General features: G+C 67.1%; 14 protein-coding genes. 4 read left to right on the forward strand and 10 right to left on the reverse strand.

The window, feature by feature from the left end; genetic code table 11:
• The first annotated feature begins 30 nt into the window (after positions 1-30).
• Positions 31-2895: a TonB-dependent receptor gene (locus tag TEP_RS02985; RefSeq protein WP_132824212.1), complete on the forward strand. Its 2865-nt coding sequence runs from the start codon at positions 31-33 to the stop codon at positions 2893-2895.
• Between the two features lie 79 nt (positions 2896-2974).
• Here TEP_RS02985 and fhuE read toward each other — a convergent pair whose 3' ends face one another.
• The 3 genes from fhuE to TEP_RS03000 all read right to left on the reverse strand — a co-directional run bounded on the left by fhuE (position 2975) and on the right by TEP_RS03000 (position 6403).
• Complete coding sequence (gene fhuE / locus TEP_RS02990) at positions 2975-5134, reverse strand: ferric-rhodotorulic acid/ferric-coprogen receptor FhuE (RefSeq protein ID WP_132824213.1); 2160 nt, start codon at positions 5132-5134, stop codon at positions 2975-2977.
• A gap of 182 nt (positions 5135-5316) precedes the next feature.
• Entirely contained in the window at positions 5317-5886 is a 570-nt protein-coding gene (locus TEP_RS02995; RefSeq protein ID WP_132824214.1) for a M23 family metallopeptidase, read from the reverse strand.
• Between the two features lie 43 nt (positions 5887-5929).
• Positions 5930-6403 carry an Lrp/AsnC family transcriptional regulator gene (locus TEP_RS03000; protein WP_132824215.1) on the reverse strand — a complete coding sequence of 158 codons (474 nt, stop codon included), beginning with the start codon at positions 6401-6403 and terminating at the stop codon, positions 5930-5932.
• 72 nt (positions 6404-6475) lie between these two features.
• Here TEP_RS03000 and TEP_RS03005 point away from each other — a divergent pair, with 72 nt between their 5' ends.
• Positions 6476-7351, forward strand: a complete 876-nt coding sequence (locus TEP_RS03005) for an EamA family transporter (RefSeq protein WP_132824216.1) — start codon at positions 6476-6478, stop codon at positions 7349-7351.
• Between the two features lie 167 nt (positions 7352-7518).
• Here TEP_RS03005 and TEP_RS03010 read toward each other — a convergent pair whose 3' ends face one another.
• The 4 genes from TEP_RS03010 to TEP_RS03025 form a co-directional block, all read right to left on the reverse strand.
• Positions 7519-8256 (reverse strand): endonuclease/exonuclease/phosphatase family protein, encoded by a 738-nt coding sequence (locus TEP_RS03010; RefSeq protein ID WP_025878666.1) that lies wholly within the window; start codon positions 8254-8256, stop codon positions 7519-7521.
• A gap of 52 nt (positions 8257-8308) precedes the next feature.
• On the reverse strand, positions 8309-9124 hold the full coding sequence (locus TEP_RS03015) for a thiol:disulfide interchange protein DsbA/DsbL (protein WP_132824217.1): 816 nt from the start codon (positions 9122-9124) through the stop codon (positions 8309-8311).
• Positions 9125-9230: 106 nt separating this feature from the next.
• Positions 9231-9881 carry a thiol:disulfide interchange protein DsbA/DsbL gene (locus tag TEP_RS03020; protein WP_025878664.1) on the reverse strand — a complete coding sequence of 217 codons (651 nt, stop codon included), beginning with the start codon at positions 9879-9881 and terminating at the stop codon, positions 9231-9233.
• A gap of 106 nt (positions 9882-9987) precedes the next feature.
• Positions 9988-10785: a c-type cytochrome gene (locus tag TEP_RS03025; RefSeq protein ID WP_132824218.1), complete on the reverse strand. Its 798-nt coding sequence runs from the start codon at positions 10783-10785 to the stop codon at positions 9988-9990.
• Between the two features lie 155 nt (positions 10786-10940).
• On the opposite strand from TEP_RS03025, the gene yihA reads away from it, so the two are divergent.
• Positions 10941-11543 carry a ribosome biogenesis GTP-binding protein YihA/YsxC gene (yihA, locus tag TEP_RS03030; protein WP_025878662.1) on the forward strand — a complete coding sequence of 201 codons (603 nt, stop codon included), beginning with the start codon at positions 10941-10943 and terminating at the stop codon, positions 11541-11543.
• A gap of 94 nt (positions 11544-11637) precedes the next feature.
• Here the strand turns inward: yihA and TEP_RS03035 are convergent, their stop codons facing one another.
• The 3 genes from TEP_RS03035 to TEP_RS03055 all read right to left on the reverse strand — a co-directional run bounded on the left by TEP_RS03035 (position 11638) and on the right by TEP_RS03055 (position 14591).
• Complete coding sequence (locus TEP_RS03035; protein ID WP_132824219.1) at positions 11638-12612, reverse strand: MBL fold metallo-hydrolase; 975 nt, start codon at positions 12610-12612, stop codon at positions 11638-11640.
• Between the two features lie 453 nt (positions 12613-13065).
• Positions 13066-13890 carry a helix-turn-helix transcriptional regulator gene (locus TEP_RS03050; protein ID WP_132824220.1) on the reverse strand — a complete coding sequence of 275 codons (825 nt, stop codon included), beginning with the start codon at positions 13888-13890 and terminating at the stop codon, positions 13066-13068.
• On the reverse strand, positions 13887-14591 hold the full coding sequence (locus TEP_RS03055) for a VIT family protein (protein WP_132824221.1): 705 nt from the start codon (positions 14589-14591) through the stop codon (positions 13887-13889). The genes TEP_RS03050 and TEP_RS03055 overlap by 4 nt, the downstream gene beginning before the upstream one ends.
• Before the next feature lie 152 nt (positions 14592-14743).
• Here TEP_RS03055 and TEP_RS03060 point away from each other — a divergent pair, with 152 nt between their 5' ends.
• Positions 14744-16108 carry a glutamate--cysteine ligase gene (locus tag TEP_RS03060; protein ID WP_132824222.1) on the forward strand — a complete coding sequence of 455 codons (1365 nt, stop codon included), beginning with the start codon at positions 14744-14746 and terminating at the stop codon, positions 16106-16108.
• Positions 16109-16134 lie beyond the last annotated feature (26 nt).

Below are 16134 nucleotides of genomic sequence, written 5' to 3' on the forward strand. Positions count from 1 at the left end.
TGTCCCGACATTCCTTTGGAGAGAGAGCGAATGAATTACCTGCATCACCGCCCCTTGGCGGTTGCCGTCGCGCTGTGCGTGACCGCACTGGCCCCGTTGGGGGCTGCTGCCCAATCGGCCACCACCGACCTGGATCGCGTCGAAGTCACAGGTACCCGCATCAAGCGCGCTGAAGTGGAAGGCCAGGTGCCGGTGCAGACGCTCAACCGCGCCGACATCGAACGCACCGGCCTCACCTCGATCGGTGAAGTGCTGCAGCAGCTCACCGGCTCGGGCTCGGCACTCAATGCCAAGTTCAATTCGTCGGGCAACTTCGGTTTCCCACCCGACGGTAGTGGCGTCGGCGCGGGGTCGGCGCAGGTGGACCTTCGCCATCTCGGTGCCAAGCGCGTACTGGTGCTGGTCGATGGCATCCGCTGGGTCAATGAATCGTCGGCGTCCGGTGTGGGCTCGGCCACCGATCTCAATACCATTCCGCTGGCCATCGTCGAGCGCATCGAAGTGCTGGAAGATGGCGCGTCGTCGCTGTACGGCTCCGATGCCATCGCCGGTGTGGTCAACATCATCACCCGTCGCGATTTCGACGGCGGCCAGGTAACGCTGAACTACGGTGAATACAGCAAGGGCGACGGCACGCAGAAGGGCGTGGACCTGGCCTGGGGCAAGAGCGGTGACCGCTACAGCCTGTTCCTGGGCGCCAGCTGGACCAAGCAGGATCCGGTGTTCGCCAAGGACCGCGAGCAGTCGCGCTTCCCGATTCCAGGCACCGGCCTGGCCTTCGGCAGCGGCGGCATTCCACAGGGCCGTTTCATGTTCACCGATCCGAACACCGGGGCGGTGCAGAACATCGTGCCCAATACCGGCGTGAGCAACCCGCGTTACGACGGTAGTGCAGGCTGCACGCGCATCGATGACTATCACTGCTTCACCACCGCCGACCGCTTCAACTTCGCCGAATACAATATGGTGCTGACGCCGTCGGAGCGTAAAGGCCTGTTCGGCCAGTTCCGCTTCGACATCACCGACAACGTGCAGTGGTACATCAAGGCCCTGGGCAACCGCCGCGAGTCGACCAACCAGGCCGGCCCGGAGCCGCTGTTCTTCGGCCCCGATGGCGCCACCGGCAATCCGCTGGCCGACAACATCACCGTGTCTGCACTCAACCCGTACAACCCGTTCGGCTTCGATCTGGTCTCCGGCGACAACATGAGCCTGATCGGTCGTCGCCCGGTGGAAGGCGGTGCGCGCGTGTTCAAGCAGAAGGTGGACACCACCTACTTCGCCACCGGCCTGGTCGGTGACTTCCATGCCGCCGACCGCAGCTGGTACTGGGACGTCAACGGCATGTACAGCAAGAACAAGGCCGAACAGACCAACTACGGCAGCTATGACATCTACAAGGTGAACATGGCGCTGGGCGATCCGGCGGTGTGCGCGGCCACGCCGGGCTGCGTGCCGCTGAACATCTTCGGCGGCGTCGGTTCGATCACCCCGGACATGCTGAAGTGGATCCAGCCGGTGGTGCGCGATCGCAGCCAGAACGAGCTGAGCCTGTTCACCGCCAACCTGTCCAGCGAGCTGTTCTCGCTGCCGGCCGGTCCGGTGTCCTTCGCCACCGGTTTCGAGTACCGCAAGTACAAGGGCTCCTACCAGCCAGATCCGCTGACGGTGATCGGCCACTACAACGGCGTGCCGTCACAGCCGACCTCCGGTTCCTATGATGTCAACGAGGCCTATCTGGAGTTGAGCGTGCCGATCTTCGCCGATTCCTCGTTCGGCAAGAAACTGGACCTGAGCCTGGCCGGTCGTTATTCGGACTACTCCACCTTCGGTGGCGAGTTCACGCCCAAGTACGGCCTGCGCTGGCAGGTGACCGATGACTTCGTGCTGCGCACCACCTACGCCGAGGGCTTCCGCGCACCGTCGATCGGTGAACTGTACGGCTCGGCGGCACGTGCCGACCTGCAGCTGTTCGACCCGTGCTCGGTGGGCCTGGGCGGCACGCCGCCGCGTGGCAGCGCGGCCAACTGTGCCACGCTGGGCGTGCCGGCCGGCTTCCAGCAGGCCAACTCGCAGATCTCGGTGACCACCGGCGGCAACCGCGAGCTGGAGCCGGAACGCTCGCGCAGCTTCAGTGCCGGTTTCGTGTGGAGCCCGTGGTTCGGCAACAACGCCTCGTGGTCGGAGCGCTTCGATGTGGAGGTGACCTTCTACCGCCATGCCATCGACGGTGCGATCCAGGCGATCAACGCGCAGACCCAGCTGGACCTGTGCGTGGATACGCTGGACCCGATCTACTGCAATGGCATCACCCGTGCCAGCACCGGTGCGGTCAGCAGTTTCAACAACCGTCTGACCAACCTGGGGTCGATCAAGACCGATGGCTGGGACGTGGACCTGTTCTGGACCCTGCCGCAGACCTCCATCGGCCAGTTCAAGCTGGGTTGGAAAAACACCTTCGTCGGGCGTTACGAGGCCACCGGCGCGGCCGGGCAGAAGCAGCCGCAGAAGCCGGGTGTGGAAGTGGCTGACAGTTCGATTCCGGAATGGACCAGTAATGCCAGCATCGGCTGGACGTTGAACCGCTGGAGTGCCAACTGGACCGTACGGCACATCTCTGAGCTGACCGAAAACTGCGGTGATGCTGCGGCCTTCCCGGTGTGCAGCGACCAGGCCGCAGGCACCAACACACTGTCGGCCACCACCTTCCACGACATGCAGGTGGGCTACAAGATCGACTGGATGAAGGGGCTGCAGCTGACAGCTGGCCTGAACAACGTGTTCGACAAGGACCCGCCGATCTGCCTGTCGTGTTCGTTGAACGGCTATGACGCCTCGACCTACGACATCCCGCGTGGCCGTTACTGGTACCTGCGCGCGGACCTGCGGTTCTGATGTGAGTACAGCAGCGCCGGAGTGATTCCGGCGCTGCTGTTGCCGCGGTAGCGCCGGGCCATGCCCGGCGTGGTTTCCATCAGAACGACCAGGTGAACGTCAGCGCGCCGTTGCGACCATCGCCATACGCACCGTAGCCATTGATCTGCGAGAGGTACTTCTTGTCCAGCAGGTTGTTGAGGTTGGCCTGCACGCTGAACTCCGGCGAGATGCGGTAGCGCACGAAGGCGCTGACCAGTGCGTAGCCGCTCTGCTCGATGCGGCCATAGGCCGGCACCGGGTAGTAGATGCGGTTCTGCCAGTTGGCACCGCCACCGACAGTCAGTTCCTGCAGCGACTGCGGGGTGTAGCTGGTGAACAGCTTCAGCGCGGTCTGCGGCAGGTTGGTGTTGATGTCGGCGTCGTTGGCATCCTTGGCCACGTAACGGGAGGCGCCGAACGTGGCGTTCCAGCCCGGTGCCAGTTCGCCGTTGAGCTCGAACTCGAAGCCACGGCTGACCGTGCCGCGTGCGGCGCGATAGGCGAATTCGTTCTGGCTGCCGGGCACCGGCTCGCCAGTGATCTGGCCGACGTTGTCCTGTTCGATGCGGAACACCGCCAGCGAGGCATTCAGGCGGTTGTCGAACCAGGCGCCCTTGACGCCCACTTCGTAGCTTTTGCCATCCACCGGGTCCAGATAGCTGCCGTTGCGGTCCTTCAACGTCTGCGGCTGGAAGATCTCGGTGTAGCTGGTGTACGCCGAGTAGGTGTCGTTGATGTCGAACACGAGGCCGGCATACGGCGTGGTCACCTTGTGCTGGCGATCCGCGCCTTCGCCCTGGCTCTTCCAGTCGGTGTAGCGCGCGCCGATGATCAGCTTCAACGGATCGGCCAGCGACAGGCGTGCGGCGGCATAGCCGGCCTTCTGGGTGATGGTGCCCTCGCTGGCCAGCGCCAGCGGGTTCCAGTTCGGCTCGCTGATGTTGCCCGTCCAGTTCAGGTAGCTGGCGAACGGGTCCCAGCTCTGGCCGGCGCCGCCGACCTGGTAGTCGCCGTAGTTGGCGTAGTCACGCTTGTTGTAGCTCAGCCCGGCCATGAACTGGTGCTCGCGGCCAAACAGCTGGAACGGACCATCAACGTAGCCATCGACACCGGTGACCTTGCGCTCGGTGTTGTAGAAGCCTGCGGACGGCGAAATGCCCGCACCGGTGGTCTTGTCGAAGTTCGACGCGCCGGTGGTCCAATCGTTGTACGCGGGGTAGAACAGCTTGTCGTCGGCCTTGGTCTGGTCATGCGTTGCGCCGATCTTGAACTTCCAGCCGTTGCTGAAGGCGTGCTGCAGGGTGGCGAACGCGCGCTTGCTGGTGGTGTCCCAGTAGGTCCAGTTCGGGCTGGCGTTGAACGATTCGTCGTACGGGGTCGCGCTGCCGTCGGAGTACTGCATCGGGAAGCCACCCCAGGTCGCGCCGTTGGCGCGCTTCTGCTGGTAGTCGTAGCCCACGCTGAGCTGGGTATCCGGGGTCAGGTCGGCGTCGATCACCGCATAGCCCAGCGTCTTGCGCTGGTTGTAGCGGTCCATCTGCCCATCGGTGTCCAGGTAGCTGCCGATCACCCGGCCGCGCACGGTGCCGCTGGCGTTGAGTGCGCTGCCCACGTCCACGGTGGTGCGGGTGCGGCCCCAGCTGCCGACGTTCACCGACACGCTGCCGGTCAGTTCGGCGCTGTCGGCGTGCTTGCGGATCAGGTTCACCGAGGCGGAAGGATTGCCGGCGCCGCTGAGCAGGCCGGTGGCGCCGCGCACCACTTCCACGCGGTCATACAGGGCCAGGTCCAGGCCGGAGTCACCGTAGCTCCAGTTCTGCACCATCTGCGTGGGCAGGCCATCAAACTGGTACGCATCGATGTAGAAGCCGCGCGCATAGAACTCGGTGCGCTCGCTGTCGGACTGCGTGCTGGTGACGCCGGTGGTGTTGCCCAGCACGTCGATGATGTCGTCCAGCTGCTGATCTTCGATGCGCTGGTGGCTGATGATGCTGACCGACTGCGGGATCTCGCGCGGCGCCAGGTCGAAACGGGTGCCTGCCGAGGTACGGCGCACCGAGTAGCCTTCGGCGCGCTCGCCCTTCACTACGACCTTGTCGAGGGTGGTCGGGTCGGTGGCGGTTTCGGCGAAAGCGGCGGGCGCGACCGCGCAGAGCGCGACGAGCACGGCAACGGACAGCCGCTGCGGCTGCGGGGTACGGAAGGCGGGACGGATCATGCGGATTCCTGCAACGGGCACGCGCGTTCGGCCGTCATCCAGGAGTCGAGGCGCTACGGGTAGGGGAAGGGCGGGCAGGCCGTCCTGGCACCACCGGAAACGAAAGAAATGGTAATACGAACTATTCCTATTTACAAACCATGAACAAACGCGTGCGGCCTCGAGGCTCGGCTCGGTTGCCGTCAGCGGGTGCCCTGCGGCTGCAGCAGCGGCAGCGGGTCCCGCGCGCCATCGGTGCCATAGATGCCCCAATGCAGATGGGGCGGCGTGCCCTTGGCGTTGCCGCTGTCGCCAACATGGCCGAGCAGGTCGCCGGGTTGCACCACCTGGCCGCGCGCCAGGCCATCGGCCCAGTCTTCCAGGTGCGCGTAGTAATAGCGCTCGCGTCCCGGCCCGATCACCCAGACCTGGCGGCCACCGAGTCCGCTGTCGCGGATGTCGGCGACAACACCGGCGGTACCGCTGCGCACCGGCGTGCCGCGCTTGCCGAAGATGTCGATACCCGCGTGCGTGCGGTCGCGCCCGCGCGGTGCGCCGAAGGTATCGGCGATCTGCCGGGGCCGCACGCCGTCCACCGGCACCGGCAGTTGCGTGGCCGGTGGCATGCGCGAGAGTGTCCACAGCATCTTCGGTGCGGCAGCCCACGGGCTGTTCCAGAAGGCCATCGCCGCGATGACCAGGATCAGCAGGAGGGCGCCACGCAGCAGCCAGCGGCGCAGGCGTCTGGCGTTGGAGGGGGAAGCGGTGTTCATGCGTCACCAGTGTAGGAGCAGGACAGGCTCGACGGCATCTGCGTCATGTCAGCGGCACGTCGAACCCGCGCTTCAACGTGCCCAGCGCCACTGACGTGCGGAAGCGCTCGATGTTGTCATCGCCGCCGAACAAGCGTTCGGTGATCGCCTCGTATTCCTCCATCGATGCCGCCGAGAGCAGCAGCAGGAAATCGCCGTCGCCGGTGATCGAGTAACACTGCTGCACGGCAGGGTCGTCCTGCACGCGGCGGCGGAACGGGGCGACCTTCCCGCGCTGTTCGCTGACCACGCGCACCTCGACGATGATGGTCAATGGCCGGCCGATTTTCGCAGCGTCGATCACCGCCACGTTGGCGGCGATCACCCCGCTGTCCTGCAGGCGCCTGATCCGCCGCTGCACCGCTGGCGTGGACAGGTGCACGGCTTCGGCGATCTGCCGCTGCGGCAGGGTGTTGTCCTGCTGCAGGAGGGCGAGGATGGCGCGGTCGAAGCTGTCCAGCACGGGGGCGGTGGCCATGGTGAGCAGAAGTTGCGCGGACGGGCCGTCAATTGAGCCAAGTGCTCGCCGCCGACGCAATAGACTGGCGGCATGCAGACGTCTCGAATCGCGCCGATGTTGCCGGCGCTGGCGGTGCTCGGCTCGGTCACCGCACTGGCCATTGGCACTTCCTACGCCAAGCAGCTGTTTCCGTTGATCGGCGCGCAGGGCACCAGCGCGCTGCGCGTGGGCTTTTCGGCGCTGTTGCTGCTGCTGTTCTGGCGGCCATGGCGCTGGAAGACCAGCCGCGTGGATGCGATCACCATCCTGCGCTATGGCCTCACCCTGGGCCTGATGAACCTGTTGTTCTACATGGCCTTGCGCACGATCCCGTTCGGCATCGCGGTGGCCATCGAATTCACCGGCCCGTTGACGGTGGCGATGCTGTCGTCGCGGCGTCCGATCGATTTCCTGTGGGTGGGTTGCGCGGCGGTCGGGCTGCTGTTGCTGCTGCCGATCGGCGGCGGCCCGGCACTGGACCCGCTAGGCGTGCTGTACGCCATGGGGGCAGCAGCGTGCTGGGGCCTGTACATCGTGTTCGGCAAGCGCGCCGGCCACCTGCACGCTGGGCATTCGGTGTCGCTGGGGCTCCTGGCCGCGTCGCTGGTAGTGGTGCCGGTGGGCGTGGTGCATGCCGGTGCGGCGTTGCTGGAGCCGAAGATCCTGCTGGCCGGGCTGGTGGTGGCGCTGGTGTCCAGCGCGATCCCGATGTCACTGGAAATGATGGCGCTCAAGCGCCTGCCGAAGGAGACCTTCGGCATCCTGATCAGCATGGAACCGGCGGTGGCCGCACTGTGGGCGATGCTGCTGCTGCAAGAGCACCTGCATGGTCTGCAGTGGCTGGCCATCGGCTGCACGGTGCTGGCCTCGGTGGGCAGCACGATGACCGCACGGCGGTTGAAGGTGCCGGTGGCGCAGGCGGGGTAGCGCCGGGCCATGCCCGGCGGAGAGCGTGCGGACCAACGGTCCGCACCCACCAGGGCAGCCTGCCAACGGGGTCCGCACCCACCAGGGCAGGGCAGCGTGCCAACCAAGGTTGGCCCCGACCAGGGTCGGTAGCGCCGGGCCATGCCCGGCGAGCGCAGCGGCAGCGCTCAGCGCAGGGCGTCGGCCGGGACGTCGATTGCCATCGCCAGGGCAAGATGGTCGGAGAACGCAGCGGGCACCGCTTCCACGGTGCGGGTCTGCAGGCCGCTGCTGACCAGGATGTGGTCGATGGCGCGGTCGGGGCGCCAGCTGGGGAAGGTCGGCACGATGCAGCCGGGCGGCTGCAGCCGGGTCTTCTGGTACAGCACCTGCATTTCCGGACGTTCGGCCAGGCAGTTGAAGTCGCCCATCAGCACCGCATTGGGGTGGTCGGACAACAGCTCGGCAATGAAGCCGAGCTGGGCCATCCGCGAACCGGCGCCCAAGGACAGATGCGCTACCGCAACGGCCAGGCCATCGCGGCCATCGCCGAACTTGGCCAGCAGCACGCCGCGCCCGCCGATACGGCCGGGCAGGGCGTGGTCCTGCACTTCCACCGGTTCCAGCTTGCTCAGCAGGCCGTTGGCGCTGGAGGCGACGCCACCCATGCGCCGGTTCGGCTGGTGGCTCCAGTAATTGAAGCCGGCGCGCTGGGCCAGGTAATGGGTCTGGTTGGTGAAGCCCGAGCGCAGGCTGCCCGGGTCGGCCTCCTGCAGGCCGACGATGTCATGACCGCGCGCCAAAGTGGCAATCGCGTCAAGGCTGCTGCGCTTGCGACCCGCCGGCAGCGCATGTGACCAGCTGCGGGTCACATAGTCGCTGTAGCGGCGGGTACTTGAGCCGGCCTGGATGTTGGCCGTCAGCAAGCGCAGGGTCCGTGTTGTGGGGGAAGTCACGGCCGGGAAAACGTCTCTTGGATCAGTGAGCCTGGGCCGCACCGCGTTCGCGGGCGATCAGGTGGTCGGCAATGCGCAGCATGTCCGGGAAGCTCTTGCCCTTCACCAGGTACTTGCCGTTGACGATGATCGACGGGGTGCCGCTGATCTGGCTGCGCTGGGCGAACTGCTTGGCCGAGTTGGTCTTGGCATTGACCGCGAAGCTGCCCATGGTGGCGGCGAACTGCTTCGGATCCACGCCGTAGGCACCGTAGAACTTGGCGATGTCATCGACCGAATCAGCACCGCGCTCGCCCTTGAGGGTCTTCTGCGAGTGGATGGCCGAGTACAGCGCTTCGTGGGTCTTCTCCTGCACGCCCAAGGTCTGTGCGGCGTAGAAGGCACGGGCGTAGTTGTCCCAGGTGCCGCCGAACATGGCCGGCACGTAGACGAAGTTCACATCGCTCGGCAGGCCAGCCTTCCACGGGCCGACCAGCGGCTGGAACGCAGCGCAGGCCGGGCAGACGTAACCGAAGATCTCGACCACTTCGACCTTGCCGGCGGCCGGCTGGAACGGCTGGCCGTTCGGGATCAGCTGGTAGTCGGCGCCTTCCACCGGGGCCGGGCCGGTCAGCGCGGCGGTGGTCGGGGCAGGCGCAGCGCTGTCAGCGGTCTTGTCACCTTCGGCAGCCGGTGCAGCGGCTTCGCCGCCTGCGGCCGGCGCGGCCGGTTCGGTGCTGGCCGGGGTCGCGGCCGGTTCTGCCGGGGCGGAGGTGTTGGTGGTGCCATCGTCGGCCTTGCAGGCCGCCAGGATCGGCAGCAGCGCTGCGAGGGCGAGGGCGGCGAAACGGGTCTTCATGGAAGCGTCTCCAGCATCTGGAAAGGTGGGGCCGGCGTCAGGCGCCGGCCAGAGGGAAATGATGACATGCGGCGGCGACAGCGCCGTGTCGATGGTGTGTGTTGGTTCAGCGGCCGCGGGCGGCGCGGGCCTGGGCGATCAGCGCCGAGGCGATGCGCAGCTGGTCGTCGAAGCTCTTGCCACGGACCAGGTACTGGCCGTTGATGATGATGGCCGGGGTTCCCGGCACCTGGGTGCGCTGGGCAAAGGCACGGGCGGCATCAACCTTCTTCTGCACCGCCTCGCCGCGCAGGGCCTGTGTGTAGCGCTCCGGGGTCACGCCGTAGGCCTTGTAGAAGTTGGCGAGCTCATCGGCCGAGACGTTCTGCATCGGCAGCGTGCCGTCATCGTGCAGGGCCTTGAACACAGCGGCGTGGCTGCGCTTGGCCACGCCCACTTCGTCGGCGGCGTAGTAGGCCAGTGCCCAGGCATCCCAGGCACCGCCGAAGGCGGCCGGAACCGGGGTGAAGCGCACGTCGGCCGGCAGCTTGGCGGCCCAGGCGGCCAGCTGCGGTTCGAAATGGGCGCAGTGCGGGCAGGTGTAGCCGAACACCTCGACCACCTCGATCTTGCCGGCCAGCGGCTGGAACGGGCCAGGCTGGGCGATGCGCTCGTAGTCTTTGCCTTCGACCAGCGGGGCGTTGGCGGGGGTGGCGGCGCAGGCCGCCAACGGCAGCAGCACCAGCAGGGACAGCAGAAGGCGGGGAATCAACCTCATCGACACGCATCTCCGTTGAAAATGACAACGCCGGCGCAGCCGCCGGCGTGAAGGAAACATACCGCAGCGACGGGCCGTCGTGGCGACCGGCGCCGACCAGTGGCAGTCAGGGGGCGGCAGCCGGTCGCGTCGAAGCGCCTTCGGCGGCGAGATCGTCGGCCTTGTTGTGCAGGCCCTGCAGGTAGCTGGAAAGGGCCTGCACCTCCTGCTCGGTCAGCTTCTGCGCCACCGTGGCCATGATCTGGAAGTGCGCCTTGTCGGTCTCGTTGGTCTGCCCGGCCTGGTACTCCTGCAGGCGCCGGGCGACATAGCTGGCGTGCTGGCCGCCGATGTGCGGGTAGGCCGGGCCGGGGTTGCCGGCGCCGCTGGGGCCATGACAGGCCATGCAGGCCGGCAGCCCGCGCTGGGCATCGCCGCCGCGGTAAAGCTGCTGGCCGATCTGGTAGAACTTCATGCCCTTGTACGGGCCCTCGGCCACCGGCGTGTCGTCGGCGATGCCGGCGCTGGCCTTCTGGGTGGCGAAGAACGCGCCGATATCGCGCATGTCCTGCGGGGTGAGGTTCTGCACGAAGGGCACCATCGCCACGGCGGCGCCGGAACTGCGCTGGCCATTGGCGATCAGGGCCATCTGCTGGGCGACGTAGCGCTCGCTCTGGCCGGCGATGCTGGGATACATCTCCACCGTGGAATTGCCATCGGCCCCATGGCAGGCGGCACACGCGGTGGCCTTGGCCTGGCCGGCCTTGGCGTCGCCCCAGGTGGTCTTGCTGAAATCCACCTCGAGCGAGGCGGTCCTGATCGGGCCGTTGTCGGGCAGCGGGGTCAGCGTGGTCTGCGCAAAGGCAGCAGCGGCAACAACAGCAGTAGCAAGGGCGGATACGGCAAGAACGCGAGCGTGGCGCATGCTGAAGCTCCGTATGGACCGGCCGGGCGGCGGCGGCCGGCATCGCCCGGATTATCAACGCCGTTTCCTTGCACGGTCAACGCAGCAGTGCAGCATTTTCCCGCCGGATGGCCCCGGGCCGGGCGCGCGGCGCCGCAACATGCGATCCTATGCGCATGTCATTGCTCATCGAACGCGCCCAATACCACCTCTCTGCCCACAACATGGGGCAGCTGCCGCCCGATGAAGGTTCTGAAGTGGCCTTTGCAGGTCGCTCCAACGCCGGCAAGTCCAGCGCGCTCAACGCGCTGACCCGCCAGAACAGCCTGGCCCGGGTCTCCAAGACGCCTGGCCGGACCCAGCAGCTGGTGTTCTTCCAGGTTACCCCGGACGCCCATCTGGTCGATCTGCCCGGTTACGGCTACGCCAAGGTGCCGCTGGACCTGCAGGCGCACTGGCAGGCCTTCATCGACCGCTACTTCCGCACCCGCGAGGCCTTGAAGGGCCTGGTGGTGGTGATGGACATCCGCCATCCGCTGAAGGACTACGACCGGCAGATGCTGGCCTATGCCGTGCAGCGTGGCCTGCCGGCGCATGCGCTGCTGACCAAGGCCGACAAGCTGAGCCGCAGCCAGCAGATGCAGACCCTGCAGAAGGTACGCAAGGAACTGCATTCATCGTTCGGCGATACGGTGAGTGTGCAGGTGTTCTCCGGCTCGGCCCGTACCGGCGTGGATGAAGCCCGCGGCATCATCGGCGGCTGGCTGGGGCTGGAATAAGGCGCTCCGCTGCGCTCGCCGGGCATGGCCCGGCGCTACCCTGATGTTTTCCGTCACCGCGATCCGGTAGTGCCGGGCCATGCCCGGCGGCACATCATTTCAGCGGCGAGTATTCCGCCGGTACCCACGCATAGGCCTTGCCTTCGCTGCGCACGTGCCCCAGCCCGGGGAAGGGCAGGTGCGCGCCAGCGACCCACCACCCCTTGGCAGTGGCTTCCTGCAACAGGCTGCGCCGGCTGGCCGTAGCTGCCTTGCGATCCGAATCGGCCTCGAATGCTGCTTCCGGGTGTGCGAACTGCACGGCATGGAAATGCAGCACATCGCCCCACACCAGCAGTGACTGGCCCTGGCTGTCGAAACGGTAGGACACATGCCCCGGTGTGTGGCCGTGGGTATCCATCGCCACCGCGTGCCCCGGCAGGGCGTCGCCAGGCTGGAAGGTGTGCAGGCGACCGGCGGCCTGGTACGGCGCGATCGCGTTGCGTGCCAGCGCGAAGGCAAAGCGCACGCCCTGCGGTGCCGTGGCTTCGCTGGCCGGGTCGAGCCAGTAGCGGGCATCGGCCTTGGACAGCCACACCGTCGCATTCGGATAGGCCGGCTTGCCCTGTGCATCGAGGATCCCGCACAGATGATCGGGATGGGCATGGGTCAGCAGCACCTCATCGATCTCGGCCGGGTCTACGCCGGCCGCACGCAGGTTGCCCAGCACCTGGCCCTGGTCAGGGCCGAAGCACTGCGCGGTGCCGGCATCGACCAGGGTCAGGTGCTTGCCCTGGCGCACCAGGAAGGCGTTGATCGCGGTCTGCAGGCCCTTCTTGTCTTCGGGCACATAGCGGCCTTCGAGCAGGCGGCTGACCAGCGATGGCGGCACGTCGACCACTTCCTGCCGGCCGAGCGCAACCACGCCGTCGAACAGGGCCGTGACCTGCAGCGCACCGATGCGCTGGTGTTGCACGCCCGGTACCTGCTGGGTGGGGGCGGGCGAGGTGGCTTCGGCCAGCGCAGGCAGCGGCAGGGAAGACAGGGCCAGCAGCAGGGCGGCGTGCAATGGCAGATGACGCAGGGTCATGGCGGTTGTTCTCGGTGAGTGATGGGCAGGCCCGTTGCGTACAGCGTGCCGTGTTGCGCGTGCGTGCGGCGCTCAAAGCACTGCGCGGAATGCTCAATGGGGGTTATCGGCAGGGCTGCGCCCTGAACCCGCAGAGGCAACGGCAACGGCCGAAGCAACGGCAGAAGCTGGCTTCCTGTGGGGAGGCGGGGTGGGTCCGGTTGCGGGGGACGCCGTGAATACGTCCCTGTAGGCTTGGCCGCGGCATCCATGCCGCGGACACCGTGTCGGAGTGCGGGGTGTCAGCCGCATGGATGCGGCTGCCAAGCCTACAGGGACGTACTTGCGGCGTCCCCGCACTCCGACACCGCCCCACCATCCCACGGAATGCACGCTGTTGCTGTTGCTTCGGCCGTTGCTGTTGCTGTTGCCGTTGCCTCTGCGGGTGCAGGGCGCAGCCCTGCTGAAGAACCCTCAAATATCTGTGGGAGCCAGCCCGTACTGCTCGGCGAAGCGCTTGCTGAAACTCGCTGCGGAACGATACCCCGCGCGTGCTGCCACGGTCTTCAACGGCAGATCGGTGGTGTACAGCAGCTGCATGCCATGGGCCAGGCGCGCTTCGGTCAGCAGCTGGCGCAGGCTGGTGGCTTCGGCCGCCAACCGCCGCCGCAGGGTCGCACCACTCAAAGCGAAGTGCGCTTCAACGTCGCGCGACTGCCAGTCGCGGGCCGGTTCGGCGGCGATGCGGTCGCGGATCTGCTCGCCCAGCGTCGGTGCGTGCGGCAACAGCAGGTTGCCGTGGCCCTGCCGGCACCACGCCAGCACCAGCGTGGCCAGCGCCAACCGCGCTTCGCTGTAGTGGCCGTCCTGCAACGACTGCCGCCAGCTGCGCAGTACCGTGGCGTGATCGCCCAGCGCCTGCCGGGCCAGCGCCGCCCCGGCCGTTGGCAAGGCCTCGCTCCACAGCGTGCGCGCCGCCGCCAGGACTTCCGTGCACAGCGGCACGATCGCGCTGAGGTAGCGGCCGGTCTGCGGGTCCGGTGTGTTGACCACGTCGATGCGGCAACGCTGGGTGATCAGCAGGATGTCGCCGGGCACGAAGGTCAGCGACTGGTGGGCGGTACGTACCTGCTTGCGTCCTTCCAGCAGGACGGCGAACTGTGGCTGCGGTATCTCCACCGAACTGGCTCCGTGCTCGCGGCGGGCGGTGATGCAGGCATAGCCCTCAGCGCGTTGGCAGCCGGCCAGGCTGGCCATCTCCGCCAGTAATGCCATCGCGGTGGGGGGCATGCCGGTCATACGACGTGCGCGCCCAGCAGGCGACCGACACCCGCTGCGGCGGCCATCGCCAGTGCACCCCAGAACATCACGCGCAGGGCGCCGCGCGTGGGTGATGCGCCACCGGCGCGTGCCGCCATCGCGCCGGTCAGGCACAGGCCGGCCAGCGTGCTGGCCGTGGTGGCCGTGGCGACGTTCTGTACCGGCGTCAGCAGTGCGGTCAGCACCGGCAGCGCGGCGCCACAGGTGAAGGCGGCGGCCGACGCCAATGCGGCCTGCAACGGCCGCGCGCGCAGTTCCTCGGTGATGCCCAGTTCGTCGCGCGCGTGGGCACCCAACGCATCGTGGGCGGTGAGCTGTTCGGCCACCTGCCGCGCCAGTGCAGGCTCCAGGCCGCGGTGGCGGTAGATCGCGGCCAGCTCCTCCAGTTCGCTATGCGGGTCTTCGTGCAGCTCGCGCTTCTCCATCGCCAGATCGGCATTTTCGGTATCGGCCTGGGTCTGTACCGACACATACTCGCCGGCGGCCATCGACATCGCGCCGGCCACGGTGCCGGCCACGCCGGTGGCGAGGATCGTGCTGGCCGAGGCGCCGCTGGCGGCCACGCCGACCACCAGGCCGGCGACCGAGACGATGCCATCGTTGGCGCCCAGTACGGCGGCCCGCAGCCAGCCGACGCGATCGGCACGGTGCAGCTCGGGATGTCGTGAATGGCGGCTCATGGCCCTGAGTGTACGAGGGTCAAGAGGGTGTCGGTAGGATGCTGAAACCCGTCACCGTCGCATGACGTAACGAGCCGCCACGCTATAGTGCGCCCTTGCGATGCAAGGCTCCCAGCCCCACATCCCCTGCCACCGTCCAGCGAGCCACCCCCTTGTCGAGCCCCAGCCACGTCGCCGATACGCCCATTACCGACCGCTCGCAACTGGTGGCGGAGATCGCCTCCGGCGAGAAGCCCCGTTCGCAGTGGCGCATCGGTACCGAGCACGAGAAGTTCGGGTTCCGCCTGGATGACCTGCGTCCGCCGACCTTCGATGGCGAGCGCGGCATCGAGGCCCTGCTCAACGGCCTGGTCCGCTTCGGCTGGACGCCGGTGCAGGAGAACGGCAACACCATCGCCCTGCTGCGTGATGGCGCTTCGGTGACCCTGGAGCCGGCGGGCCAGCTGGAGCTGTCCGGTGCGGCGCTGGAAACCATTCACCAGACCTGCGTGGAAACCGGCACCCACCTCAATGAAGTGGCGCAGGTGGCCGGCGAGCTGCAGCTGGGTTTCCTCGGCATGGGCTTCCAGCCGAAGTGGACGCGCGATGAAATGCCGTGGATGCCCAAGGGCCGCTACAGGATCATGCGCTCGTACATGCCCAAGGTCGGTTCGCTCGGCCTGGACATGATGACCCGCACCTGCACCGTGCAAGTGAACCTGGATTACGCCAGCGAAGCGGACATGGTGAAGAAGTTCCGTGTGTCGTTGGCGCTGCAGCCGATCGCCACCGCACTGTTCGCCGACTCGCCGTTCACCGAAGGCAAGCCGAACGGCTACCTCAGCTACCGCTCGCACATCTGGACCGATACCGATGCCGACCGTACCGGCATGCTCGACTTCGTGTTCGAGGATGGCTTCGGTTACGAGCGCTATGTCGACTACCTGCTCGACGTGCCGATGTATTTCTCCTACCGCGATGGCATCTACCACGATGCCAGCGGGCAGAGCTTCCGCGACTTCATGCAGGGCAAGCTGCCGGTGCTGCCGGGCCAGCTGCCGACCCTGCGCGACTGGTCGGACCACACCACGACCGCGTTCCCGGAAGTGCGGCTGAAGAAGTACCTGGAAATGCGCGGTGCCGATGGTGGCCCGTGGAGCCGCCTGTGCGCGCTGCCGGCCTTCTGGGTGGGCCTGCTGTACGACGACACGGCGCTGGATGCAGCGTGGGATCTGGTGCGTGACTTCAGCCTGGCCGAGCGCCATGCGCTGCGTGATGGCGTGCCCAAGCACGCGATGGGCCTGCCGTTCCGCGGTGGCACCGTGCGCGACCTCGCCCGCGAGGCGGTGAAGATTTCGGTGGACGGGCTCAAGCGCCGTGCGGCGCGCAATGCCGATGGCCAGGATGAAAGCAAGTTCCTGGACGTGCTGCAGGAAATCGTCGAGTCCGGCCTGACCCCGGCCGAGCGCAAGCTGGCGCTGTTCCATGGCCGCTGGCATGGCGACGTCGACCCGGTGTTCCGCGAGTTCGCGTACTGAAAATGCGCCCGCCGGGCATGGCCCGG

This window comes from Stenotrophomonas sp. TEPEL (assembly GCF_004348785.1).
Lineage (GTDB): Bacteria > Pseudomonadota > Gammaproteobacteria > Xanthomonadales > Xanthomonadaceae > Stenotrophomonas > Stenotrophomonas indicatrix.